Raw genomic sequence first — 22,786 nt, 5'->3', positions numbered from 1 at the left:
AGAACGTGACCGGTCAGCGCGCGGACGCCCGCCGCAACTACAGCCGCATCCTCGCCGTGGCGGAGGCCGAGGTCGCCCAGCACGGAGCCGCCGCCTCCCTCGAACAGGTCGCCCGCACGGCAGGCGTCGGCTCCGCCACCGTGCGCCGTCACTTCCCCACCCGCCAGGCGCTCCTGGAAGCCGTCTTCCAGGAGCGCATCCAGGCCCTCTGCGGGCGCGCGGACGAGCTGAGCCGGACCGAGGACAGCCGCGCCGCCCTGCTGGACTGGCTGCGCGCCTTCGTGGAGTACGCCGTCTCCGCCCGGGGGTTCGCGGACGCGCTGACCTACGAGTCGCCGACCGACGCGCCCGCAGGCGACGCGCCGCACTCCTGCGGCGCGGTGCTCGACAGCGCGGCCGCCCCCCTGCTCCGGCGCGCGCTGCGCGACGGGACGGTCAGGCCGGGCGTCACCTTCCACGACCTGATCACCCTGGTCGTCGGCATCGCCCTGGCCACCGAGCATTTCGCCGAACCGTCGGTCCAGGCCGACCGCCTCTTCACGCTCGCGGTCGAAGGCCTCAGCCCCAGCCCCTGAGGGGCGTGGTTCCCCGGTCAGCCGGCCCGGCCCTTGACCGCGACCCTGACCCGGTCGACCCGCATCGGGTGACCCGGCTCGGTCGCGGGGCCCACCGTCGCCCCGTCCGCCTCCGGCAGCTTGCCGCCGACCGCCACGTTCAGGATCAGGAACACCCCGTGGTCCACGGCCCGCTTCCAGGTCCCGGCGTCCATCGCGTCGGCCCGCACCCGGTGGTACACCCGGTCGTCCAGATACCAGCGCACCTCCTCCGCCCCGGGGGAGAGATCGACCTCGACGGTGTACGTGCGGAACGCCCCACGGCAGTCCGCGCACGCCTGCGGACCTGACGTCAGCCCCACGGGCTCCTCGCACGGGCCGCCGTCCAGGACCCCGCAGTGCATCGAGCCGAAGAAGGCGTCCCGGCCGTTGACCGACTCCATCACGTCCAGCTCGCCGACCCCGGGCCAGCCGGTGTACCCGTCGCGCAGGTCCGCGCCCAGGGTCCAGAACGCCGGCCAGTAGCCCGCCGCCTTCGGCCCCGTCACGTCCGGCAGCGCGATCGACGCCTCGATCCGCAGCACCCCGCCGGACGGCGGCGCGAAGTCGGACCGCACGGTCGTGATCCGGCCCGAACTCCACTGCCCGCCCTTCCTGGTGGGCACGATCTCCAGTGCGCCCTTCCCGTCCAGGCGCACGTTGTCGGTCGAGTCGGTCATGGTCTCGATCTCGCCGGTGCCCCACCGCGGCGCCGGGCAGCCGGGGTAGCAGGTGCCGAGGTCGTAACTCCAGTTCGCGGGGGAGGGGCGGCTGTTCGCCGGGCCGTCGAAGTCGTCCCGCAGCAGCTCGGTCCAGCCGTCCGCCCCGGGTGCGGCGGAAGGCGCGGGAGCGGGGGCGCCGACCGGGGGCAGCGCGCCCGACTCCGTCAGCAGCCGCTCCAGCCGGGGGGCCAGCACGATGGCCGCCACGTTCGTCAGATGGGCGTCGTCCCGGTAGAGCAGGACCCGGTCCCGTACCGCCGGGCAGGTCGGGCCGTCCCCCGGGCACAGCACCTGGTTCACGCCGACGGACCGCACGCCCGGCACCGCGCCCGCCGCGATCCGCCGCGCCAGCCCGTCCGCCGGGACCGCCTCCGCCCGGCTGAACGCGCAGGCGGCAGTGGCGTCCGGAGCGCCGGACACGCACGCGGGAATGTCTGTCCCCGGTACGGGGGTGTCCTCGATGTACACGATCGGCGCGCCGGTCGCCCGCAGCGGCTTCAGCGTCTTCTCCCAGGCGGCGGAGAGGAGTTCACGGTCGGCGGTGTACCGGTTGAGCGAGGCGATCACGATGAGCCGGGGCTTCGGCCCCGTACGCAGCCGGTCCAGGGCGTCGGCCCGCCAGGTGTCGCACTCCGGTACTCACGCCCCAACTGGGGGTTTTTCACGGTCAGTTCCGGCAGCGGGCAGCCCTGCTTCACCAGCTCCTGGAGCGCCCAGCCGCGCTGGGAGGCCAGCGCGAGCAGCGGGGAGAACCACTGCCCGGCGTGGGAGTCGCCGAGCAGGACGACGCGGTCGGGGCTGTCCACCGCCCCGAACAGGCACTCCGGGCTGCGGGTCACCGCGGGCGCGACCTGGCAGGCCCCGTCCGGCGGGAAGTCCTTGCGCGCCTGCGCCGGTCCCGGCACCAGGGGGCCGTCCGCGAGCGGGGAGCCGTCGGCCCGGGCGAGCAGCGAGGGACCGGCGGCCGCACCCGGCGGGAGGCCCTTGGCGTCGACGGGGGTGGCCGGGCCCATCAGGTGCAGGGTCGTGGTGCCGACGACCAGCGCGAGCACGACCGGCAGGACGATGGCGGAGATCCCCACCGCCAGTCCCCGGCGCGGGAGTTCGGAGACCGTACGGCTGCGGCGCAGCGGCTGCTCGACCCAGCGCATCGTGGCGAGGGCGGGCAGCGCGGCGGCCAGCGTCAGCGCCGTCTTCGCGGGCCAGCCGAGCGCCCCGAGCCGCGCCTCGGCGAGGACGAGTACCGGCCAGTGCCACAGGTAGAGGTTGTAGGAGAGCCGCCCGACCGCCCGAGGAGCCCGGCCGCTCAGCAACCGCCCGACCCCTGGGGCCCCTTGGGCCTCGCGCTCGCCCCGGCCCGGTATCGCGGCGAGGATCACGGCGGCCGTGCCCAGGGTGGGGACGAGCGCCGCGTAGCCGGGGTACGGGGTTGACGCGTCGTACGACACGACGCACCAGACGATCGCCGCGGCCCCCGCCCACCCGCAGGCCAGCCGCAGGGGGCGCGGCCCGCGCAGCAGGTGCCAGGGCAGCAGTGCCAGCAGCGCGCCGACGGCGAACTGCCAGACTCGCGAGGGGGTTCCGAGGTACGCGAGCGAGACGGAGTCCCGCGTCCAGTGCAGGGACAGCGCGAACGAGGCGAGCGCGACGGCGGCGGTGGCGAGCGCCACGACCGCGCGCACGGCCCGGCCCCGGCGGACCGCACGGGCGGCGACGAGCATGATCACCGCCAGCAGCGGGGCCCAGAAAAGGTAGAACTGCTCCTCGACGGCGAGCGACCAGAAGTGCAGCAGCGGACTCTGGTCGTGCCCGGCGGCCAGGTAGTCGGTCTGCTGGGAGACGAACCGCCAGTTGGCGACGGACAGCGCGGCCGCGAGGACGTCCTGCTCCAGGTCGGCGCGGAGCAGCGGTACGGTCAGCCACGCCCCGGCCACCGCGACCGCGGCGAGGACGACGGCGGCGGACGGCAGCAGCCGGCGGGCCCGGCGGGAGAAGAAGTCGCCGAGCCGGATCCGGCCGGTGGTGATCGCCTCCCGGACCAGGAGTCCGGTGATCAGATAGCCGGAGATGACGAAGAAGACGTCCACCCCGACGAAGCCGCCCGCGGTCCCAGGTATCTGCGCGTGGAAGGCGAGGACCGCGAGGACGGCGACTGCGCGCAACCCCTCGATGTCGGGCCGGAACGTGGACCGGTGCGGACTGGGCCCGGACTCGCTGCCCGAGCTGCGCGAACTGCGCGAGCTGCGCGAGCTGCCCGAGCCGGCCGGGCTGCCCGGGCGCGGGGGTGTGGCCGACGGGGGCAGGGGAGCGGGCCGCTTCCGGCGGGGGCCGTGGGCGAGGAGGAACGGCATCGGGTGGCGCCTTTCGGTGCGGCTCAACTCAGCCACGGGAGCATCGGGTCGACCCACCCGGAGGCGAGCAGGCCGGTGAGCAGGAGGACGGAGGAGGCGGCGAGGGCCTCGGGCCAGCGGCGGGGCAGCACGCCCGTCCGGGGTCGAGTCCGGGGCCGGGTCCGGAGACGGGTCCGGAGACGGTGGCCGGCGGGCGACGCGGCGGTCTCGGCGGGCGCCCGGCCGTCCGGCCGCAGTTCGGTCAGCAGGTCCCGGATCAGGGGCACGTTGATCTGGAGCTGGACCAGGAGGTAGAGGCCGAGGCCCCAGGCGGGCTCCCAGCCGTTGCGGGCCACCACCAGTGCGAGGCCCCCGGCGGCGGCCCCGTTGGACAGGACCAGCCAGACCAGCGAGACGCCCACGACCCGGCGGGCCATCGAGCCCGAACTCCCGGTGCTCCGGACCCCGGTGGGCACCCAGGCGGCGCTGCGGCCCCGCAGGGTGTGCCAGAACGCGGTGGCGGCGGCCACGCTGGTGAGGACGTTGGCGCGGATGACCTCCACCCGCCACCGGGTCCGGCTGATCCGGGGCAGCAGCACATGCCACAGCCACAGCGGGGCGAGCAGCGGCAGCACGTGCCAGGGGCGGACGTGGTCCGGGTACCAGAACATCATCACCAGCGGCGGCAGCGGGGCGGCGAAGGTGTTCACGGCCGTGGTCAGGTAGCCGACGACGCCCTCGTAGAAGCAGAGCCGCATCCGCCACGGCGCGCCCATGCGCCCCAGGACGGGGGTGCCGAGGAGGTGCAGGTTGCCCATCGCCCACCGGTACTGCTGGTTGACGAACGAGGTGACGGTGTCGGGCGAGGTGCCCTTGGCGACCAGGACGGGGACGTACTGGGTGCGGAATCCCCGTTCGTGCAGGGCGAGTCCGGTGTAGAGGTCCTCGCTGTGGTCGAGCCGGGCGAAGCCGCCCGCCAGGTCGATCGCGGCGCGCCGGTAGACGGCGTTGCTGCCGCAGCAGATCGCGGCGTCGCTGGCGTCCCGCGAGGGCTGGATCCAGCGGAAGAACCACTCCTGCGCGGCTCCGGCGGCGCGCTGGATCCAGTCCATGCCCGCTTCGGTGTCGAAGCACTGCGGGCTCTGCACGATGCCGACGGCCGGGTCCGCGAGATACGGGACCAGATGGCGCAGGAAGTCCGGCCGGGGCGCGAAGTCCGCGTCCAGGATCGCGATGTACTCGGCCCCGGACAGCGTGAGCGCGTGGTTGAGGTTCCCCGCCTTCTTCAGGTGGCCCCGGTCGGGGCGTACGACGTACCGGTAGCCGTGCTCGGCCGCCAGGGCCGCCACCTCGGACCGGTCGGCGTCGTCGAGCACCCAGACGGTGAGCGCGTCGGGCCAGTCGAGGGCGGCGACCGCGCGGTAGGCGTTGGCGAGGACCGGGAGGGGCTCGCCGCAGGTCGGCAGATAGAGGTCCACGCCCGGCAGTACGGCGGGTCGCCAGGCGCGGACGAGCACCTCGTGCGAGGCGCGGGTCAGCCGGCGTTGGCGCAGGCTGTTCACGGAGGAGAGCAGCAGGGCCACGACGTTCAGCCCGAGGATCGCGAGGAAGGCCCACAGGGCGGGGGTCCGTAACGCGAAGGTGAACATCGTCGCCGCCGTGAACACGAAGGTCAGCGAACTGCTCACCAGCACCCACCGGCGTTGCGGCCCGAAGTACCAGTAGAGCTCGTCGTCGGACGGAGGTTGCGGAAGGTGATGCACGGTCATAAAGCCCCCCACGGCTGTGTATGTGCCCGTTTCAGGTGGCCCACCCTAATGTCAAAGGTATAGACCACTTACCCGAGAAGGCTCCGACGGAGAGAATCGGACACCGGTTTGGCGCGTCTCGATTGGTCCAGACCTCTGGGTGGTTCCATTCGAGCCCGAACCCCGCCCGACGGGGGAAGAAGCAGGTCACGCGGGGGTGAACAGTCCCGGAAGACTTGCCGGGCCGGACGTCGGCCCGGACACACCACTGGCCACCGGCCCGCACGTCCGGGCCGGAAGCGGACCCTCCGCCGGACCGAGGACCCGGCACACCCGTCCGTCGGGCGTCCGTCGGGCAAGACACCGGGCACGCCCCTCACACCGGACGGCACAATGGGTCCATGCCGATACCCAGCCGCGCCGCCCTCGTCGACCACCTCGTCCGTACGCGTATCGCGGGGGACGTCGCCACGCCACGCGACAACAACCTCTCCCACTACCGCAAGCTCGCCAACGGCGACCGCCACTACTGGCTGGGCCTGGAGCTGGGCGACCGCTGGACCGACGAGCAGGATGTGCTCGCCGTGATGGCCGAGCGCTGCGGGGTCAACGACGACCCGGCGCACCGGCAGGGCCAGGACACCATCGACCCGGAGCTGACGGTCGACGCCCTGGAGCGGATGGCGGCCCGGCTGCGCAAGGCCGCGGACGGCCGCGAGCGGGTCCTGTTCGCCACCGGGCACCCCGGCGGCATGCTGGACGTGCACCGGCAGACGGCGGACGCGCTGCGCCGCGCGGGCTGCGAGATCGTCCGTATTCCCTCAGGGCTGATGGCGGACGAGGGCATGGTCTTCCAGTTCGCCGACGTCGCGATGCTGGAACGCGGGGCGACCCTGTGGCACACCCACTCCCCGGCCCCGATGGCCGCCATCCTGGACGCCATGGCCCACCTGGGCCGCCCGCTGCCCGACCTGGTCGTCGCCGACCACGGCTGGGCGGGCTGCGCGGGGCAGCGGGGGCTGGACGCGATCGGTTACGCGGACTGCAACGACCCGGCCCTGTTCCTCGGCGAGGCGGAGGGCACCCTCCAGGTCACGGTCCCGCTGGACGACCACGTCACCGACCCGCGCTTCTACGACCCGATGACGGACTACCTGCTGCACGCGGCGGGGCTGCTGGAGGCGGAGCCGGTGGAGTCCGCGGCGCCCGTGGAGGAGCCCGCCGCCTAGGGCCGACGAGGGCCGGCGATGAGTTTCGGGCCCGGCGGGCGTCTTCACGGACACGACGCAGACGTAAGGGGCAAGCCATGAAGTTCAGCACGACGATGTTCCGGACCGGGAACAACACGGGCATCGAGGTGCCGGAGGCCGTGGTCGAGGCCCTCGGCGCGGGAAAGCGCCCCCCGGTGAACGTCACGGTCAACGGGTACGCGTACCGCTCGACGATCGCCCCGATGGGCGGGCAGTACCTCATCCCGTTCAGCGCCGACAAGCGCTCGGAGACCGGCATCGGCGGCGGGGACGCCATCGAGGTGGAGCTGACCCTCGACACCGCGTCCCGCACGGTGGAGCCGCCCGAGGACCTGGCGGCCGCGCTGGCCGCGGCCCCCGGAGCGGCGGAGGCGTTCGCCGCGCTCTCGCCCAGCAGGCAGAAGGCGTACGTCACGTCGGTCGAGGGAGCGAAGGCGCGGGAGACGCGGGAGCGGCGGATCGCGAAGGCGGTGACGGAGCTGACGCCGTAGGGATCAGGGCCGGTGGCGGGAGCCGACGCCGTAGGGATCAGGGGCCGGTGGCGGGAGCCGACGCCGTAAGCGTCAGGAGCCCGGGTGCTGCCGCCGCAGCCGCTGCGCCCGCCCCGGCGTCGGGTCCAGATAGACCCGCCGCACCGACGGGAACCGCTCGCGCAACTGCGCCTCCGCCTCCTCGCAGGCCCACTCGACCTCCGAAGCGGTGGCCATGTCCCGGAAGTCGATCTTCGCGGCGATCAGGATCTCGGACGGCCCCTGGATGAGTGTGGTCAGCTCCAGTACGTCCACGATGTGCGGCACCGACAGCAGCTCCTCGCGCACCCCGGACCGCATCGCCGGGGGCAGCGGCCGCCCGATGAGCAGCTGCGCGTTGGTGCGGCCGAGCACCCAGGCCACGTACACGAGCAGCAGGCCGATCAGGCAGGACGCGATCCCGTCCCAGACGCCCGAGCCCGAGAGCTGCCCGCCGAGCAGTCCGCCCGCTGCCAGCAGCAGCCCGATCAGGGCCGCCGAGTCCTCCATCACGACGGCCTTCACCGCCGTGTCCGGGGTGTGGCGCAGGTAGTACGTGTCCGGTACCCGCAGCCGTGACGCCTCGCGCCGCACCTGCTTGACCCCGGTGCGCAGCGAGTAGCCCTCCAGGAGGAAGGCGACGCCGAGGACGAGGTAGGAGACGAGCGGGTCGCCCAGCTCCTCGCCCGCGACCAGGGTGTGGACTCCGTCGTAGAGGGAGAAGACGGCCCCGCCGACGAAGGTGGCGATGGAGGCGAGCATCGCCCAGATGTAGCGCTCGGGGCCGTAACCGAGCGGATGGTCCTCGTCGGCCGGCTTCCCGCTCCGCTTGAGCGCGGCGAGGAGCATGACCTCGGTGACGGTGTCGGCGACCGAGTGGGCCGCCTCGGAGAGCATCGCGCTGGAGCCGCTGATCAATCCGGCGACGGCCTTCGCCACGGCGATGCCGAGGTTGGCGACGGCCGCCACGATCACCGTGAACGTGGACTCCCCGCCATCGGTTTCGCTGCCCGCTTTCGCGTCACTCATGGTGGGGAGTATGTCCGAAATGGCGCTTCAGGTGGCGCTCATTCCCCGGGGACGCGATTCCCCGGGGACGCGTCATCACCGGGGGATACGGACGACGCCTTCCTGGATGACGGTGATCGCGAGGCGCCCGTCGGCGGTGTAGATGCGGGCCTGGCCCAGTCCGCGACCGCCGGAGGCGGAGGGCGACTCCTGGTCGTACAGCAGCCACTCGTCCGCCCGGAACGGCCGGTGGAACCACATCGCGTGGTCCAGGCTCGCGCCGACCACGTCCCCGACCGCCCAGCCGCCCCGCCCGTGGGCGAGGAGCACCGAGTCGAGCAGGGTCATGTCGGAGACGTAGGTCGCCAGGCAGACGTGCAGCAGCGGGTCGTCAGCGAGCTTGCCGTTCGTCCGGAACCACACCTGGGACCGCGGTTCGCGCGCCTCGCCCACCGTGCCGAACGGCGGCGCGTCCACGTACCGCAGGTCCACCGCGGCCCGCGCCTCGATCAGCCGATCCACGACCCCCGGATCGCTGAAGCGGTCGGCGTACCGGGGCAGCATCTCGGCCGCCGTCGGCAGCGTCTCCGGGTCCGGGGCGGCGGGCATGGGCGCCTGGTGCTCCATGCCCTCCTCGTACGTCTGGAAGGACGCGGAGAGGTGGAAGATCGGCTGCCCGTGCTGGACGGCGACGACGCGGCGGGTGGTGAAGGACCGCCCGTCGCGGATGCGGTCGACGCTGTAGACGATGGGCGCGCCCGGGTCGCCCGCCCGCAGGAAGTACGCGTGCAGGGAGTGGGCGGCCCTGTCGGCGGGGACGGTGCGGCCCGCGGCGACGAGCGCCTGGGCCGCGACCTGGCCGCCGAACACCCGGGGCACGACCGCGCTGCGGCTCACGCCCCGGAAGATGTCCCGCTCGATCTGCTCCAGGTCGAGCAGGTGGAGCAGATCGAGCAGGGGGTCGGGACTCTCGTTCATGGACGGAACGTAACCCCTTACAGACCCATGGACTTGGCGATGATCGACTTCATGACCTCGCTGGTGCCGCCGTAGATGCGGTTGACCCGGTTGTCCGCGTACAGGCGGGCGATCGGGTACTCGTTCATGAAGCCGTAGCCGCCGTGCAGCTGGAGGCAGCGGTCGATGACGCGGTGGGCGACCTCGGTGCAGAACAGCTTCGCGGAGGCGGCCTCGGCCGCCGTCAGCTCACCGGCGTCCAGGGCCTCCAGCGCGCGGTCGGCGACGGCCTGGGCCGCGTCGACCTCGGTCTGGCAGGCGGCCAGCTCGAACTTGGTGTTCTGGAACGAGGCGACCGTCTTGCCGAAGACCGTGCGGTCCTGCACGTACTCCTTGGCGAACCGGACGGCGGCCGCGGCCTGGGCGTACGCGCCGAAGGCGATGCCCCAGCGCTCGGAGGCCAGGTTGGTGCCGAGGTAGCCGAAGCCCTTGTTCTCCTCGCCCATGAGGTCCTCGACCGGGACCTTGACGTCGACGAACGCCAGCTCGGCGGTGTCCGAGACCCGCAGGCCCAGCTTGTCGAGCTTGCGGCCGACCGAGTAGCCCTCGGACGTCGTGTCGACGGCGAAGAGGGAGATGCCGAAGCGGCGGTCGTCCTCGCGCGGGGCGGCGGTGCGGGCGCAGACGATCACACGGTCGGCGTGGACACCGCCGGTGATGAAGGTCTTGGACCCGTTGAGGACGTAGTGCGTGCCGTCCTCGGAGAGCTTGGCGGTGGTCTTCATGCCCGCGACGTCGGAGCCGGTGCCCGGCTCGGTCATCGCGAGGGCCCACATCTCCTCACCGCTCGCGAACTTCGGCAGCCAGCGCTTCTTCTGCTCGCCGGTGGCCAGCATCTTGATGTACGGGAGGCCGAGCAGCGTGTGCACGCCGGAGCCGCCGAAGGAGACGCCCGCACGGGCGGTCTCCTCGTAGATGACGGCCTCGTACTTGTGCGAGTCGATGCCCGCGCCGCCGTACTCCTCGTCGACCTCGATGCCGAAGATGCCCAGCTCGCCCAGCTTGAGGTAGAAGTCGCGCGGCGCCTGGCCGGCGGCGAACCACTCGTCGTAGACCGGCACGACCTCGGCCGCGATGAAGGCGCGGATGGTCTCCCGGAACGCCTCGTGGTCCTCGTTGAATACCGTACGGCGCACGGGATGCCTCCTAGGTCGGCAGTCGATTCGATCGTGTTGTTCTTGTCGTGCTCGTCGTGCTCGGCTAAGCGCTTGCTCAGACTTCCTTCGAAGTTACCCGCCGGTTGTGGCCGCTGTCCAGGGTGATGCTCGGCACGCGGACGCCCGGTGCGCACCGGACCCCCGCCACCCGCGTGCGGCCCGATTGTCAGTGGCGTGGGGGAGTATCGGAACGACGGCGACGGAACGTACGGAACGCATGCGGGAGACCACCGTGACCATCACGAACGAGCAGCTGGCGCAGTACACGTTCCTGGCCCTGCTGTACGAGGACGACTACTTCCCCGACCATGTCCTGGACAAGGGCACGGCGGTCCTGCGCGCCCTCTGCGAACGGATCGAGACCGAGAAGCCCGCGGACCTCACCGCCCTGTACGCCCTGACCGCCGCGCCGACCCGGGCCTTCAACGACCTGGAGGCCGAGTTCGAGGCGGCGGGCAGCGAGATCGAGACCGTCGCCCGCGAGGAGATAGGCGAGGCCTTCTGGATCATCGCGACGGCGTACGGCTTCACGGACGCGGACCCGGAGAAGCTCATCGCCGAGCGCGAGTGGTGACCGGGTACCGCCTCCGCGGGACGGGCCGGGCGCCGGCGGCCGTGGGAGGGTGAAGGAGTGAGGCTGGAGGACCTGGCCCGGTTGCGTCGGGCCCGCGACCGCATGGACCGCGAGTACGCCGAACCGCTCGACGTCCCCTCGCTGGCCCGGGACGCCCTGATGTCCGCGGGCCACTTCTCCCGCAGCTTCCGGGCCGCCTTCGGCGAGACCCCGTACAGCTATCTCATGACCCGCCGCATCGAGCGGGCCAAGGCACTGCTGCGCCGGGGCGACCTGTCGGTCACGGACGTCTGCTTCGCCGTCGGCTGTACGTCGCTCGGCTCGTTCAGCTCCCGCTTCACGGAGCTGGTCGGGGAGAGCCCGAGCGCCTACCGGACCCGCCCCCACGACGCGGGCGAGACCATCCCGGCGTGCGTCGCCAAGATGCTCACACGACCGGTCAGGAATGGAGAAGCGGATCGCAAGCCCCGCCCGTAGCGTGAAACGCATGGACATCAACCTCTCGCAGTGCTTCATCGCCGTCGACGACCACGACAAGGCGCTCGCCTTCTACCGCGACGCCCTGGGAATGGAGGTGCGCAACGACGTCGGATTCGAAGGCATGCGCTGGGTGACCGTCGGGTCCCCCGCACAGCCCGACGTGGAGATCGTCCTCGAACCCCCGCTCGCGGACCCGAACGCCCCGGAAGCCGACCGCCGGACCATGGCCGAGCTGCTCGCCAAGGGCATGCTGCGCGGCGTCATCCTCTCCTCCGAGGACGTCGACGCGGCCTTCGAGAAGGTGCGCGCGGCGGGTGGAGAGGTGCTCCAGGAGCCGATCGACCAGCCGTACGGCGTCCGCGACTGCGCCTTCCGCGACCCCTCCGGCAACATGCTCCGCATCACCCAGGCCAAGAAGTAGCACCAGCCCGTGAGGGGCCGGGGCCGAAACAGGCCCCGGCCCTCACGCACGACCAGTAGGCTCCGCGCACCAGCGGGCCGCCCGTACCAGCCGCACGAGCCGTACCAGCAGGACTCCCGCACCGGCAGGCTCCGCGCACCAGCAATGGAGAGACGACGAGCATGGCTCCGCGAACGAAGACCCAGCAGCCGCCCGCGCCGCACGCTGCCGACAGCCACGACCTGATCCGTGTGCACGGTGCGCGGGAGAACAACCTGAAGGACGTCAGCATCGAGCTCCCGAAGCGCCGGCTGACGGTGTTCACCGGAGTCTCCGGCTCGGGCAAGAGCTCGCTGGTGTTCAGCACCATCGCCGCCGAGTCCCAGCGGCTGATCAACGAGACCTACCCCGCCTTCGTCCAGGGCTTCATGCCCACGCAGGCACGACCCGACGTCGACGTCCTCGACGGGCTGACGACCGCGATCATCGTCGACCAGCAGCGTATGGGCAGCGACCCCCGCTCCACGGTCGGCACCGCCACCGACGCCAACGCCATGCTGCGCATCCTCTTCAGCCGGCTGGGCAAGCCCCACATCGGCCCGCCCGGCGCGTTCGCCTTCAACGTCCCCTCGGTGACGGCGAGCGGCGCGATCACCGTCGAGCGCGGCAACAAGAAGGCGGTCAAGGCGACCTTCAGCCGCACCGGCGGCATGTGCAACCGCTGCGAGGGCCGCGGCTCGGTCTCCGACATCGACCTCACCCAGCTCTACGACGACTCCAAGTCGATCGCCGAGGGCGCGTTCACCATCCCCGGCTGGAAGTCGGACAGTTGGTGGACCGTACGGATCTACGCGGATTCCGGCTTCCTCGACCCGAACAAGCCGATCGCCAAGTTCACCAAGAAGGAGATGCAGGACTTCCTCTACCGGGAGCCGACCAAGGTGAAGGTCGAGGGCTCCACCCTCACCTTCGAGGGTCTGATCCCCAAGATCCAGAAGTCGTTCCTGTCCAAGGACCGCGAGTCGATGCAGCCCCACATCCGGGAGTTCGTCGACCGGGCGGTCACCTTCGCCACCTGCCCCGAGTGCGAGGGGACCCGGCTCACCGAGGGCGCCCGCTCCTCGAAGATCAACAAGATCTCGATCGCCGACGCCTGCGCGATGGAGATCCGCGACCTCGCGGAATGGGTCCGGAGCCTGGACGAACCCTCGGTCGCCCCGCTCCTCGAAGCCCTCCAGCAGACCCTGGACTCCTTCGTGGAGATCGGCCTCGGCTACCTCGCTCTGGAGCGCCCCTCCGGCACCCTGTCCGGCGGCGAGGCGCAGCGCGTCAAGATGATCCGCCACCTCGGCTCCTCGCTCACCGACGTCACGTACGTCTTCGACGAGCCCACCATCGGCCTGCACCCGCACGACATCCAGCGCATGAACGACCTGCTGCTGCGCCTGCGGGACAAGGGCAACACGGTCCTGGTCGTCGAGCACAAGCCCGAGGCCATCGCCATCGCCGACCACGTGGTCGACCTCGGCCCCGGGGCCGGCACGGCGGGCGGCACCGTCTGCTTCGAAGGCACCCTGGAAGGACTCCGCGCCTCCGGCACCGTCACCGGCCGCCACCTCGACGACCGGGCCGTCCTCAAGGACGAGGTGCGCAAGTCCACCGGCGCGCTGGAGATCCGCGGCGCGACCTCGCACAACCTCCGCGACGTCGACGTCGACATCCCGCTCGGTGTCCTCACCGTCATCACCGGCGTCGCCGGTTCCGGAAAGAGCTCGCTCGTCCACGGCTCGATCCCGGCGGGCGAGAACGTCATCTCGGTCGACCAGAGCCCCATCAAGGGCTCCCGCCGCAGCAACCCGGCGACGTACACGGGCCTCCTGGAGCCGATCCGCAAGGCCTTCGCCAAGGCCAACGGCGTGAAGCCCGCCCTGTTCAGCGCCAACTCCGAGGGCGCCTGCCCCACCTGCAACGGCGCGGGCGCCATCTTCACCGACCTCGGCATGATGGCGAGCGTCTCCAGCCCCTGCGAGGACTGCGAGGGCAAGCGGTTCCAGGCCTCGGTGCTCGACTACCACCTGGGCGGCCGCGACATCAGCGAGGTCCTCGCGATGTCGGTCGCCCAGGCCGAGGAGTTCTTCGGCTCCGGCGAGGCGGCCATCCCGGCCGCACACAAGATCCTCGACCGCCTCGTGGACGTCGGCCTGGGCTACCTGAGCCTCGGCCAGCCGCTCACCACCCTGTCCGGCGGCGAACGCCAACGCCTGAAGCTGGCCACGCACATGGCCGACAAGGGCGGCGTCTACGTACTCGACGAGCCGACCACCGGCCTGCACCTCGCGGACGTGGAACAGCTCCTCGGCCTCCTGGACCGGTTGGTCGACTCCGGAAAGTCGGTGATCGTCATCGAGCACCACCAGGCGGTGATGGCCCACGCCGACTGGATCATCGACCTCGGCCCCGGCGCCGGCCACGACGGCGGCCGGATCGTCTTCGAGGGCACCCCGGCGGACCTGGTGGCCGACCGCTCCACGCTGACGGGCGAGCACCTGGCGGAGTACGTGGGGGAGTGAGGCGGACCGCCTTCCGCGCTGTGCCTTCTCCGCCCGGCCTCCGGGTCAGGCGGAGAAGGCCCCGCCCTTGACGGCGTCCACGAAGGAGGCCCACCCGGCGGCGGGGATGAGCAGGACGGGCCCGCCGGGGACCTTGGAGTCGCGGACGGGGACGGCGGTGGGGTGGTCCTGGACTTCGAGGCAGCTGTCCTTGTCAGGACCGCTGTAGGACGACTTTCGCCAGACGGCGAGCAGGTTGGTGCGTTCACTCACGGTATCCGTACTCCTTCGCCGCTGCCCTGAGCACATTCAGCGACTCGGGGAGGGACAGCGCGTCGCTCATGGCCAGAGAGTAGGTGGCCTCGATCCGCTCGACCAAGTGCGGTGCATCGTGCACCTTGGCCACCTGCGTGCCTTCCGAGTAGGCCACCGGTGGCTGATCCTCGAAGTGCATCAGCGTCACCATGCTCTGGTGCAGATTGCAGATGGGACCGCCCAGAGGCAGCACATGGGCGCGGATTCGGCCACGCTCGGCCAGACGCACCACGTGCATGATCTGTTCCGCCATGATGTCCGCACTCCCCGCCACGCGCCGGAGAACAGCTTCGTCCAGAACCGCCCAGACTACGGGCGACGTGGGGCGCTCCAGAACCTTGGCCCGCTCCAGTCGTGAGACAACGGCCTTGTCACGTTCCTCATCGCTGTACGGCGGAAAAGCTGTGCCCAGCACCGCATCCGCGTACCGGCGGGTCTGGAGGATTCCAGGAAAATAGGCGATGGCGAACTCACGGATGAACGTTGCCTGTTCCTCAAGTTTCCGAGCCGCCTTGAATCGTTCCGCGACGGAACGGTCATCTGCCTGGGGCCGGAAAGTGGTCAGCACATCCCCTGTACCCAGCGCCCTGTCCAGCCGCAGGGCGTCCTCCTCGCTCGGCATGCGACGCCCCGCCTCGATGTGCGAGATATGCGACCGCGTCATGATCGCCATGTCCGCAAGCTGCTGCTGCGTCAGCCCGACCGCCTCTCGCTGAGCCTTCAACCATGCGCCATAGGTGTTACTCACAGCCAACTCCCGTGCGACGAGCGCGATGTCACCCCGAACCCCCTGGCGAGCCTAGCCTCACCGCTCGCACGCTGTGAGTGGATCGCTACGCAGCGAAGAATTCACCCCCACCGCGCACGGAGTTGACAGCCCCCATGAACGAACAGCCCCTGAACGCCGCACGCCTGCTTCCCTGGGTCGGAACGGAAGGCAGGCCCTGCTACGTAGTCGGCGACGGCGACGGCAAGGTCTCGCGTGAGGCCGACAAGGTCGAGGACATGCAGCTCGGCATGGCGTACGAAATCCTCGACCACGCCGACGACATGGTCGCGGACGACGGGTCCACGGCCGTCCAGCTCCGCCATGTCGCCGCCGCCCTGGCGCACTCCTTGCGGGACGTCCACCGGGTCGCCCGGAGCCGGGGCCTCAGGCTGGGGATTCCCGACGCCTTCGGGCCCGGTCACCCGTCGGGCCCGGGGCTGGTCCGGCTGCGGCCGTGAGGTGTGGGCGGGCGACCGGGCCCGCTCCGGGCGCTCCGGTACGGTCGCGGCATGCCGTTCTACGTTCATGCTCAGGACCAGCCGGGTGTCGCCGACCAGTTGATGGAGCTGTCCGAGGAGCACTGGTCCTACATGGACCGCTTCGACAGCCGGCTGATACTCCGCGGACCCACCCTGTCCGACGACGGGGAGGAGCACACGGGGAGCGTCCACGTCGTTGACGTCACCGACCGTGCCGCCGCCGAGCGGTTCGCGACCGAGGAGCCGTTCTGGCAGGCCGGTCTCTACCGGGCGTTCACGGCGGTCGCGACGGTGGTGCTGCTGCGCCGTGAACCGGCGGCGGATGCCCCGTACACGCTGGCCACCGCCCGGTGGCCGGCGCGGGACCGCGCCCCGGGCCGGGGCGAGCAGGGGCTGTTGGGCGCGGAGCCGGACAGGCGGCTGAGCTTCGTGGCTGTTCTGGTCGACGACGAGGAAGCCCGAACGACGGGGGTGGTCGCGGCGGTGCGAGCGCTCCCGGACGAGGCGCAGCGCCTGGTCCAGCCGTTCGCGGATCAGCTCGCCGGTGGACCCACGCCCCTCGGTGCGCAGCGCTGGCAGCGCGGCGGACGCTCCTGAGGGGCCGGGACAGGGGCCGGGACAGGGGTCGGGACGCGGGCGCTCAGACCCCGGCCGCGCAGAACACGCACACATCCCAGAACGGCAGCGCGTCCAGAACCCGGTGACGTACGCACGAGGCCATCGCGGCGTTCTCAGGCCCGGGCAGAGCAGCCGCGTCGGCCTTCGCTGTCCCAGGGTCGAACTCCTCCACCATCGACCGGTACGTGCGCAGGTACCCCTCGGCGCGGGGAGGCTCGTACGTCAGTTCGTCCCACCGGTGGTTGGTCAGCGCCAGATCGAGGACGCGCAGCAGGAAGTCCTTTGCCGCAGCCCGCTCGTGCGGTGTGTCCCCCCAGTCGAGGTCAGCCAGGTCGAAGCCGACCACCCCGCGCCCCATGATGCTCTGATCCTGGAGCGTCAGCAGGGCGGCGAAGCGGAAGTCCCACGGGTCGTGGGCGAGCGTGGACACGGCGAGCATCAGCACGTCAACGAATACGGCCGTGCCACCGTTGGTCATCTCCAGGTAGTGACCGTCACCGCCGCGGAACACGTTCATGTACCGAGAGTAGGGGGACCGGGGGGATGACCTTGACGCGCGGGCTCGCCGCCGGGCGACCATGAGGCCATGACTCGTACACTGTCGACGCTTCCCGCCATGGCCTCCGGCTGCCTCTCCGCCACTCCGCAACCCGTGCTCCCGGCAAGCGACGGCGGTGGCCTGCTGCTGCGCCCCTGGGAACGGACCGACGCGGCGGCGTTCCTCTCCGCCTACCGGGACGAGGAGACCCGCCGCTGGCACACGCACCGGCCCTCGACCGAGGCCCAGGTCCGGGAGTGGTTCGAGGCGTACCGGCAGGACTGGGAGCGGGAGAAGGGCTGCCACTGGGCCGTTGCCCGTGACAGCGGCGAGGTGCTCGGCCGGATGGCGTTGCGCGGCCTGGACTTCGACGACGGCGTCGCGAACGCCGCGTACTGGGTGCTCCCGGCCGCACGCGGCGCGGGGGTCGCCTCCCGCGCACTCGCGGCGGTCAGCGCGTGGGCGCTGGACGACATCGGCTTCCACCGGCTGGAGTTGGACCACTCGACGCGCAACCACGCCTCGTGCAGGGTCGCCACGAAGGCCGGCTACCGCTTGGAGGGCACCAAGCGCAACGCGGCCGTGCATGACGACGGCCGGCACGACATGCATCTGCACGCCCGGGTCAGGGGCGACTGATCCTGTCGCGCAGCCAGGAGTGGATGCCGCTGAACGCCGTTGCGGCCAGAGCGGTGGGGTGGCCGGTGAAGCCGTGGGGCGACTCGGGATAGACGCGCAGCTCCACGTCGTTGCCGGCAGCCGACAAGCGACCGGCCAGCGTCAGGTTGTCCTCCAGCAGTACATCCTCGCTTCCCACGACCAGCAGGGCCGGGGGAAGCCCGCTCAGGTCGGCGTAGAGAGGCGAGATGTCGGGAAGGGTGCGGTCGGCGACATGGCCGACGTAGGCCTGGATGAAGTATTCGTCCGCGATGCGCCGGCCGCCGGGCGTCTGTGCGCTCAGGTCGTAGGCGCCGAAGCGGAGCGCGGCCCCTACGAACCGGTCGACGACGCCCCGGTCACGCAGCCGGAGCAAGGTCGCCAGGGCGAGGGTGGCCCCGGCCGAGCTTCCGCCGATCGCGAGCCGGGCGGTCCCGAAACGGGCCTCGGCCTCATCGACGAGCCACAACGCCGCCGCTGCGCAGTCGTCGGGCGCGGCCGGCCAGGGGTGCTCGGGCGCGAGCCGGTAGTCGACCCCGACGACGGCGATCTGGAGGGCGTCCGCGAGCGCGCGGTGGCGTTCGTCGCCCTGTGCCGCGGAGCCCATGTAGAAGCCGCCGCCGTGGATGCCCAGGTAGACAGCCCGGGGCGGACCGCCGGAAGGGAGGAAGATCCGGACCGGGACCCGTACCCCGGCGGCTTCGACCGTCTCTTCGACGGCAGGCGGAACGGCGGCACGAGGCTCGGGCTTCTTCGCGCGGGCCTCCTTCAGCTCCTCGAACGAGCCGGGCCCGCGGCCTGCCACCCTCGACCGGTAGAAGGCGCGAGCCTCGACGACCTGCTCGGCCGGCACGTCGGCCAGCAGTGCTTCCAGCGCGAATCGCACGCGTCGCTCCTCATCCGTCGTCCTGGCTCGTCCTGCCTGCCCGGCAGCCAATGTAGCGGCGGATCGTGGGGCGCGGTTCGCCACCGCTGCGGTGATCGCCGCTGTCACGACAGGGCTGTCGATCCGGAGGTCAAGCGTCCACCCGCTCCTCCAGGAGTACGGTCACGCTGTCGCCTTCCTCCTTGCCGATCGCCTTGCGTACATCAGCCTTCACCGGCAGCTTGTGCGTGCCGTCGCCCAGGGCCATGAACGAACTGCGGAACGGATGACCGTCGATGGTGCCCCGGACCTTCACCAGGCCGCGGGTGCCGAAGAACGCGGCCGACTCGGGCCACACGACGTAGGTCCAGCCACCCTTTTCCGGGCTCTTCCGCAGGGTCGCGGTGAACTGCTTGTTCATCGTGGATACCGCCTGTTCAGAAGCTCTCTCGATAGCCCTTGGTAGCTCTCGGTAGCTCTCGATGAGAACGGAGTTGTTGCCGTCCACCAGTAGGACCGAGGCGGGCGGGGAAACTCATCGCGTCGGCGCTCCCGGCCCACCTGGTGGAATTTAGTAGCCATGGACATAGTGTCTATGTACTCTATCCGTCATGAGTAAGGGTTCACGGAGTCCCACACCTGGATTCCTGGTATGGCGGCTCGCCAACAAGTGGCGCGTCGCGGTCGATCGCGCGGTGGCTCCGTTGGGTCTCACCCACGCGCAGTACTCGCTGGTCGCGTCGCTGTACGGCATGCAGCGCGTCGGCGAGTCTCCCAGTCAGCGCCAACTCGCCGACCACACGGGCCTGGAGGCGTTGTACGTCTCGAAGCTGGCGCGCGCCCTGGAGTCGGCCGGTCTGATCGATCGCACCCGCGATCCCCGCGACCCGCGCGCCATGCGACTCGCGCTCACCGAGCAGGGCGAGGCCGTCACGCGACAGGCCATCTCGGTGGTCCAGGGGCTGCTCCAGCAGTTGCTGGAGCCACTCGGCGGCCTCGACGCCCCGCGGACGCGTGCGTTCACCGCCGAACTGACCAACCTGCTCGACGCACCTCTCGCTCCATCCATTCCGAACGACGAGAGCAATCAGAGGACTACGTCATGACCACTACCGCATCCGCCCCCGCCACCCCCGCCACCCCCGCAACCCCCGCAACCCCCGCAACCCCCGCCACCCGCGTCGCCAACGCCCGTGACCTCGCCCTGGCCCACTACGCCGCCCGCGGCGTCCTGGAGACCGTCCTGGCCAGGCACGGCGCCACGTTCCAGCAGCAGGTCGCCCTGCGTGCCGCCGTCACCTCCGACGCCCCGCAGACGCCGGAGGGTCTCCTCACCCAGGTCCAGGAGTCGCTCAAGGCGGATCCGGCCGACATACGCGCCACGCTCGACGAGCTGCGGGCCAAGCGGCTGCTCGTCGCCGACGGTGTGCACCTTCGCCCCACCGACGCGGGGCGCGAGCTCCTCGCCGCCGTCGGCGCGGAGACCGCCCCCGTCTCGGCCCGCATCTGGGGCGGGATCCCCGCCGAGGACCTGGCCGCCGCCGGCCGTGTCCTCGCCCTGGTCACCGAGCGCGCCAACGCGGAGTTCGCGGCACTGAACGCCTGACCGAGCCGGTTGGGGCTGTTCCCGGCTCGGGGCGCCGTCAGGAACGGCGAGGGCTGGCCACCCACTACGGCGCAGACCCTCACCAGCTACCTCCGGTCAGGGCCCTGGTCCCGGCTCAGGCGGGGCGGCGGGCCATCCACGTCTCACGCGTCGACCGTACGACGAGGTCGTCCCGGTGGCGTACGTCCTCGGGCCCGCCGTCGATGAGCCGGTCGAGCGCGGCCAGGTCCTCAGGTGAGATGCGCCCGACCAGGTTGCCGCGGATGCGCTCGAAGACGAGGTAGGCGTACCGGCCGGCCCCGTCGGGAAGCGGGGCGCGCAGCTCCCACGGCTCGGCGCGTTCCTGCTCGACGGAGAGGCCGGCGGCCGCCAGCAGCGAGCCCCAGTCGGCCCCCCGGTGCGGCAACTGCTCGGCATGCAGGCCGTCGAGGGCCTCCCGGCAGCGGAACTCCAGGGCGCCCGGCTCCCCGCCCTCGGGCAGGAAGGTCGGCATCCCGTCCACCTCCGCGACGGCCAACAGCCCACCGGGACGCAGCGCGGCGCGGATGCCGGCCAGGGCGGTGGCGGGGTCGTCCAGGTGGTGCAGGGACGCCGACGCCCAGACGAGGTCGGCGTCGACGACCCCGGGCAGCCCCGCACCGGCGTCGGCCTCCCTCGTGTGCACGCGATCGCCGAGCCCCCGGTCCCGGGCCGCCGAGGCGAGCCGCTCCAGCATCGCGGGGGAGCTGTCGACAGCGGTCACCCGGGCGGTCGGGAACCGCTCCAGCAGGGCGAACGTGCCGGTCCCGGTGCCCGAGCCGAGGTCGACGATGTTCCGGACGTCGTCACCGGCCAGGCAGGCGATACGGCCGGTGAGCGCGGTCAGGTGGGGCGCGAAGAGGGCGGCGTCGAGGTCGAGGATCTCGGGGAGACCGTTCGGCGTCGCGGCGGAGCCGTGGGAGTGAGCCGCATGTCCGTGCTGGTGCTGGTGCTGGTGTTCGTGAGCCATGAGATCGAGCGTACGGGCCCTTGCGTCAGATGCATGCAAGCTTGCCGATAACGCAAGAAGATGGGGCCGGAGCCACCCTCCTACGCAAAGGGATCGGGTGCCGGAGTACGCAACCATTCGCGGTACGGATGGTCTTCCTCAGCAGTGAGCACGTGCGCACACCAGGGGGATGAACAACGATGAAGACTTCTCGACTCCGTACCGCTTCGGCGATCTTCGTGACGCTCGCGGCCACGGCGGCCGCCGCACCGGCCTTCTCCGGTACGGCGATGGCGGCCGCACCGGTCTCCGCCGCGCGTCAGCAGGTCGACTTCAACGGGGACGGATACGCGGACATGTACGCCTCGGTGCCGGACGGGACCGTGTCCGGCCTCAAGAAGGCCGGGTACCTGGTGGTCTACCCGGGCGACGCGAAGGGCATCAGCCCGGCCCGCCACCGGGTGATCAACCAGAACACGTCCGGGGTTCCCGGCACGGCCGCCGCGAACGCCCGCTTCGGCACGGGCACGCCCGCGGACATCGACCGGGACGGGTACACCGACCTGCTGGTCTCGGCCGGCGACGGCCCGCGGGTCATCCTGTTCGGCGGCAGGAGCGGCCTCGGCACCCGGGCCGTCGAGTTCCGGGGCCAGGGGTACGCGGTGGGCGACTTCGACGGCAACGGCCGGACGGACGCGGCCTGGATCGACCACACCGAGTGGGACGGGAAGGTCGTCCTGGACGAGAACATCGGCGCGGACGGCTCGGTCGGCGGCACCCGCACGGCACTCACCGTGAACAACGGCGCCACCGTCTTCGAGGACGTGCAGGCCGTGGACATGAACAACGACGGCAAGGACGACCTGCTGGTGAGCACCGGCTGCAACGACGAGCCGGACTGCGGCGGGCGGTCGCTGTACCTGTCGACGGGTACGGGATTCATGTACACGCCCCTCGTCACCGCGCCGGGGACGTACCTGGAGCACTCCACGGTGACGGTCGGTTCGGTCAACGGCGACGCGTACCCGGACCTGGTCTTCACCCGCCGGCCCACCGGCCTGGACAGCGACCTGGACTTCCCGAGCAAGGGCGGCGCGGTGGCGGTCGTCCTCGGAGGCCCCAAGGGCCAGAACACCGCCGTGAAGCCGAAGTGGATCACCCAGGCCACCACCGGAGTGCCGGGCGCCGACGAGAAGGGCGACGCCATGGGCGCGAGCGCCGCGGTGGGGGACCTGGACGGCGACGGCTACGGCGAGGTCGTCGTGGGCCTGCCGGGCGAGGACGTGGGCACGGCCAAGGACACCGGCGGGGCCCTGGTCTTCAAGGGCCGCGCCTCGGGCATCACGGGCGCCGGCACGAAGGTGATCGGCCAGTCCACGGCAAACGTCCCCGGGGTCGACGAGAACGGCGACACGTTCGGCGGCGAGGTCCACGTAGTGCCGCCGGCCAAGGGCGTACCGGCCACGCTGGCCCTGGCCGCTCCCGGCGAGAACACCGGCCAGGGCGGCGTCTGGCTCCTCAAGGGCAGCCGCACGGGCCCGGTCACGAAGGGCAGCGTCTCCTTCGGCGAGCCGAGCCTGGGCGCAAAGCCGTCGGCGGTCCGCTTCGGGGGATTGCTGGGGTGATGGGTCCAGG

General features: G+C 71.6%; 23 protein-coding genes and 1 pseudogene. 13 read left to right on the top strand and 11 right to left on the bottom strand.

Annotation, left to right across the window (positions count from 1 at the left end):
* Nucleotides 1-5: 5 nt before the first annotated feature.
* The gene (locus ACIQRW_RS17125; RefSeq protein ID WP_403760543.1) at nt 6-575 is read left to right on the top strand and encodes a TetR/AcrR family transcriptional regulator; all 570 of its coding nucleotides are present in this window, start codon (nt 6-8) and stop codon (nt 573-575) included.
* Between the two features lie 17 nt (nt 576-592).
* On the opposite strand, the pseudogene ACIQRW_RS17120 reads toward ACIQRW_RS17125, so the two are convergent.
* Nucleotides 593-3,666, bottom strand: a pseudogene (locus tag ACIQRW_RS17120) (acyltransferase family protein).
* 23 nt (nt 3,667-3,689) lie between these two features.
* Nucleotides 3,690-5,414 (bottom strand): glycosyltransferase family 2 protein, encoded by a 1,725-nt coding sequence (locus tag ACIQRW_RS17115; RefSeq protein WP_403760540.1) that lies wholly within the window; start codon nt 5,412-5,414, stop codon nt 3,690-3,692.
* Between the two features lie 380 nt (nt 5,415-5,794).
* Here ACIQRW_RS17115 and ACIQRW_RS17110 point away from each other — a divergent pair, with 380 nt between their 5' ends.
* Nucleotides 5,795-6,622, top strand: coding sequence for a phosphatase (locus ACIQRW_RS17110; RefSeq protein WP_403760537.1), 828 nt, complete (start codon nt 5,795-5,797; stop codon nt 6,620-6,622).
* A 77-nt stretch (nt 6,623-6,699) separates the two neighbouring features.
* Nucleotides 6,700-7,134 (top strand): YdeI/OmpD-associated family protein, encoded by a 435-nt coding sequence (locus ACIQRW_RS17105; RefSeq protein WP_403760534.1) that lies wholly within the window; start codon nt 6,700-6,702, stop codon nt 7,132-7,134.
* A 72-nt stretch (nt 7,135-7,206) separates the two neighbouring features.
* Here the strand turns inward: ACIQRW_RS17105 and ACIQRW_RS17100 are convergent, their stop codons facing one another.
* The 3 genes from ACIQRW_RS17100 to ACIQRW_RS17090 all read right to left on the bottom strand — a co-directional run bounded on the left by ACIQRW_RS17100 (nt 7,207) and on the right by ACIQRW_RS17090 (nt 10,313).
* Nucleotides 7,207-8,181: a cation diffusion facilitator family transporter gene (locus tag ACIQRW_RS17100; protein WP_403760531.1), complete on the bottom strand. Its 975-nt coding sequence runs from the start codon at nt 8,179-8,181 to the stop codon at nt 7,207-7,209.
* A 75-nt stretch (nt 8,182-8,256) separates the two neighbouring features.
* On the bottom strand, nt 8,257-9,138 hold the full coding sequence (locus tag ACIQRW_RS17095) for an acyl-CoA thioesterase (protein WP_403760528.1): 882 nt from the start codon (nt 9,136-9,138) through the stop codon (nt 8,257-8,259).
* 17 nt (nt 9,139-9,155) lie between these two features.
* The gene (locus ACIQRW_RS17090) at nt 9,156-10,313 is read right to left on the bottom strand and encodes an acyl-CoA dehydrogenase family protein (RefSeq protein ID WP_403760526.1); all 1,158 of its coding nucleotides are present in this window, start codon (nt 10,311-10,313) and stop codon (nt 9,156-9,158) included.
* 253 nt (nt 10,314-10,566) lie between these two features.
* On the opposite strand from ACIQRW_RS17090, the gene ACIQRW_RS17085 reads away from it, so the two are divergent.
* The 4 genes from ACIQRW_RS17085 to ACIQRW_RS17070 all read left to right on the top strand — a co-directional run bounded on the left by ACIQRW_RS17085 (nt 10,567) and on the right by ACIQRW_RS17070 (nt 14,358).
* Complete coding sequence (locus ACIQRW_RS17085; RefSeq protein WP_403760523.1) at nt 10,567-10,908, top strand: DUF5713 family protein; 342 nt, start codon at nt 10,567-10,569, stop codon at nt 10,906-10,908.
* Nucleotides 10,909-10,965: 57 nt separating this feature from the next.
* A complete protein-coding gene (locus ACIQRW_RS17080) occupies nt 10,966-11,385 on the top strand; it encodes a helix-turn-helix transcriptional regulator (RefSeq protein ID WP_329155648.1) in 420 nt (139 codons plus the stop codon).
* 10 nt (nt 11,386-11,395) lie between these two features.
* The gene (locus ACIQRW_RS17075; protein ID WP_403760519.1) at nt 11,396-11,809 is read left to right on the top strand and encodes a VOC family protein; all 414 of its coding nucleotides are present in this window, start codon (nt 11,396-11,398) and stop codon (nt 11,807-11,809) included.
* Between the two features lie 161 nt (nt 11,810-11,970).
* Complete coding sequence (locus ACIQRW_RS17070; RefSeq protein ID WP_403760516.1) at nt 11,971-14,358, top strand: ATP-binding cassette domain-containing protein; 2,388 nt, start codon at nt 11,971-11,973, stop codon at nt 14,356-14,358.
* Between the two features lie 45 nt (nt 14,359-14,403).
* Here the strand turns inward: ACIQRW_RS17070 and ACIQRW_RS17065 are convergent, their stop codons facing one another.
* Complete coding sequence (locus ACIQRW_RS17065) at nt 14,404-14,646, bottom strand: DUF397 domain-containing protein (protein ID WP_403760513.1); 243 nt, start codon at nt 14,644-14,646, stop codon at nt 14,404-14,406.
* Nucleotides 14,603-15,400, bottom strand: a complete 798-nt coding sequence (locus ACIQRW_RS17060; protein ID WP_403760511.1) for a Scr1 family TA system antitoxin-like transcriptional regulator — start codon at nt 15,398-15,400, stop codon at nt 14,603-14,605. The genes ACIQRW_RS17065 and ACIQRW_RS17060 overlap by 44 nt, the downstream gene beginning before the upstream one ends.
* 134 nt (nt 15,401-15,534) lie before the next feature.
* On the opposite strand from ACIQRW_RS17060, the gene ACIQRW_RS17055 reads away from it, so the two are divergent.
* Together ACIQRW_RS17055 and ACIQRW_RS17050 are read left to right on the top strand one after the other, a co-directional pair.
* Complete coding sequence (locus tag ACIQRW_RS17055) at nt 15,535-15,879, top strand: hypothetical protein (RefSeq protein ID WP_403760508.1); 345 nt, start codon at nt 15,535-15,537, stop codon at nt 15,877-15,879.
* A gap of 51 nt (nt 15,880-15,930) precedes the next feature.
* Nucleotides 15,931-16,497, top strand: a complete 567-nt coding sequence (locus ACIQRW_RS17050) for a YciI family protein (RefSeq protein ID WP_403760505.1) — start codon at nt 15,931-15,933, stop codon at nt 16,495-16,497.
* 43 nt (nt 16,498-16,540) lie between these two features.
* Here ACIQRW_RS17050 and ACIQRW_RS17045 read toward each other — a convergent pair whose 3' ends face one another.
* The gene (locus tag ACIQRW_RS17045; protein ID WP_403760502.1) at nt 16,541-17,035 is read right to left on the bottom strand and encodes a hypothetical protein; all 495 of its coding nucleotides are present in this window, start codon (nt 17,033-17,035) and stop codon (nt 16,541-16,543) included.
* A gap of 69 nt (nt 17,036-17,104) precedes the next feature.
* Between ACIQRW_RS17045 and ACIQRW_RS17040 the strand changes: the two genes are divergently transcribed.
* On the top strand, nt 17,105-17,695 hold the full coding sequence (locus tag ACIQRW_RS17040) for a GNAT family N-acetyltransferase (RefSeq protein WP_403760499.1): 591 nt from the start codon (nt 17,105-17,107) through the stop codon (nt 17,693-17,695).
* Here ACIQRW_RS17040 and ACIQRW_RS17035 read toward each other — a convergent pair.
* Both ACIQRW_RS17035 and ACIQRW_RS17030 read right to left on the bottom strand, forming a co-directional pair.
* The gene (locus tag ACIQRW_RS17035; protein WP_403760496.1) at nt 17,682-18,599 is read right to left on the bottom strand and encodes an alpha/beta hydrolase; all 918 of its coding nucleotides are present in this window, start codon (nt 18,597-18,599) and stop codon (nt 17,682-17,684) included. The two genes, ACIQRW_RS17040 and ACIQRW_RS17035, sit on opposite strands and share 14 nt — an antisense overlap.
* Before the next feature lie 130 nt (nt 18,600-18,729).
* On the bottom strand, nt 18,730-18,999 hold the full coding sequence (locus ACIQRW_RS17030) for a DUF1905 domain-containing protein (RefSeq protein WP_403760493.1): 270 nt from the start codon (nt 18,997-18,999) through the stop codon (nt 18,730-18,732).
* A 190-nt stretch (nt 19,000-19,189) separates the two neighbouring features.
* Here ACIQRW_RS17030 and ACIQRW_RS17025 point away from each other — a divergent pair, with 190 nt between their 5' ends.
* Together ACIQRW_RS17025 and ACIQRW_RS17020 are read left to right on the top strand one after the other, a co-directional pair.
* Nucleotides 19,190-19,684, top strand: a complete 495-nt coding sequence (locus ACIQRW_RS17025) for a MarR family winged helix-turn-helix transcriptional regulator (protein ID WP_403760490.1) — start codon at nt 19,190-19,192, stop codon at nt 19,682-19,684.
* Complete coding sequence (locus ACIQRW_RS17020) at nt 19,681-20,184, top strand: MarR family transcriptional regulator (RefSeq protein ID WP_403760487.1); 504 nt, start codon at nt 19,681-19,683, stop codon at nt 20,182-20,184. Before ACIQRW_RS17025 ends, ACIQRW_RS17020 begins: the two co-directional genes overlap by 4 nt.
* A 115-nt stretch (nt 20,185-20,299) precedes the next feature.
* Here the strand turns inward: ACIQRW_RS17020 and ACIQRW_RS17015 are convergent, their stop codons facing one another.
* A complete protein-coding gene (locus ACIQRW_RS17015; protein WP_403760484.1) occupies nt 20,300-21,172 on the bottom strand; it encodes a class I SAM-dependent methyltransferase in 873 nt (290 codons plus the stop codon).
* Between the two features lie 179 nt (nt 21,173-21,351).
* Here ACIQRW_RS17015 and ACIQRW_RS17010 point away from each other — a divergent pair, with 179 nt between their 5' ends.
* On the top strand, nt 21,352-22,776 hold the full coding sequence (locus tag ACIQRW_RS17010) for an FG-GAP and VCBS repeat-containing protein (RefSeq protein WP_403760481.1): 1,425 nt from the start codon (nt 21,352-21,354) through the stop codon (nt 22,774-22,776).
* Nucleotides 22,777-22,786 lie beyond the last annotated feature (10 nt).

This window comes from Streptomyces sp. NPDC091287, assembly GCF_044768525.1.
GTDB lineage: Bacteria > Actinomycetota > Actinomycetes > Streptomycetales > Streptomycetaceae > Streptomyces.
Note: the sequence above shows the minus strand (reverse complement) of the source record. Positions and strands in the feature narration are given on the sequence as shown.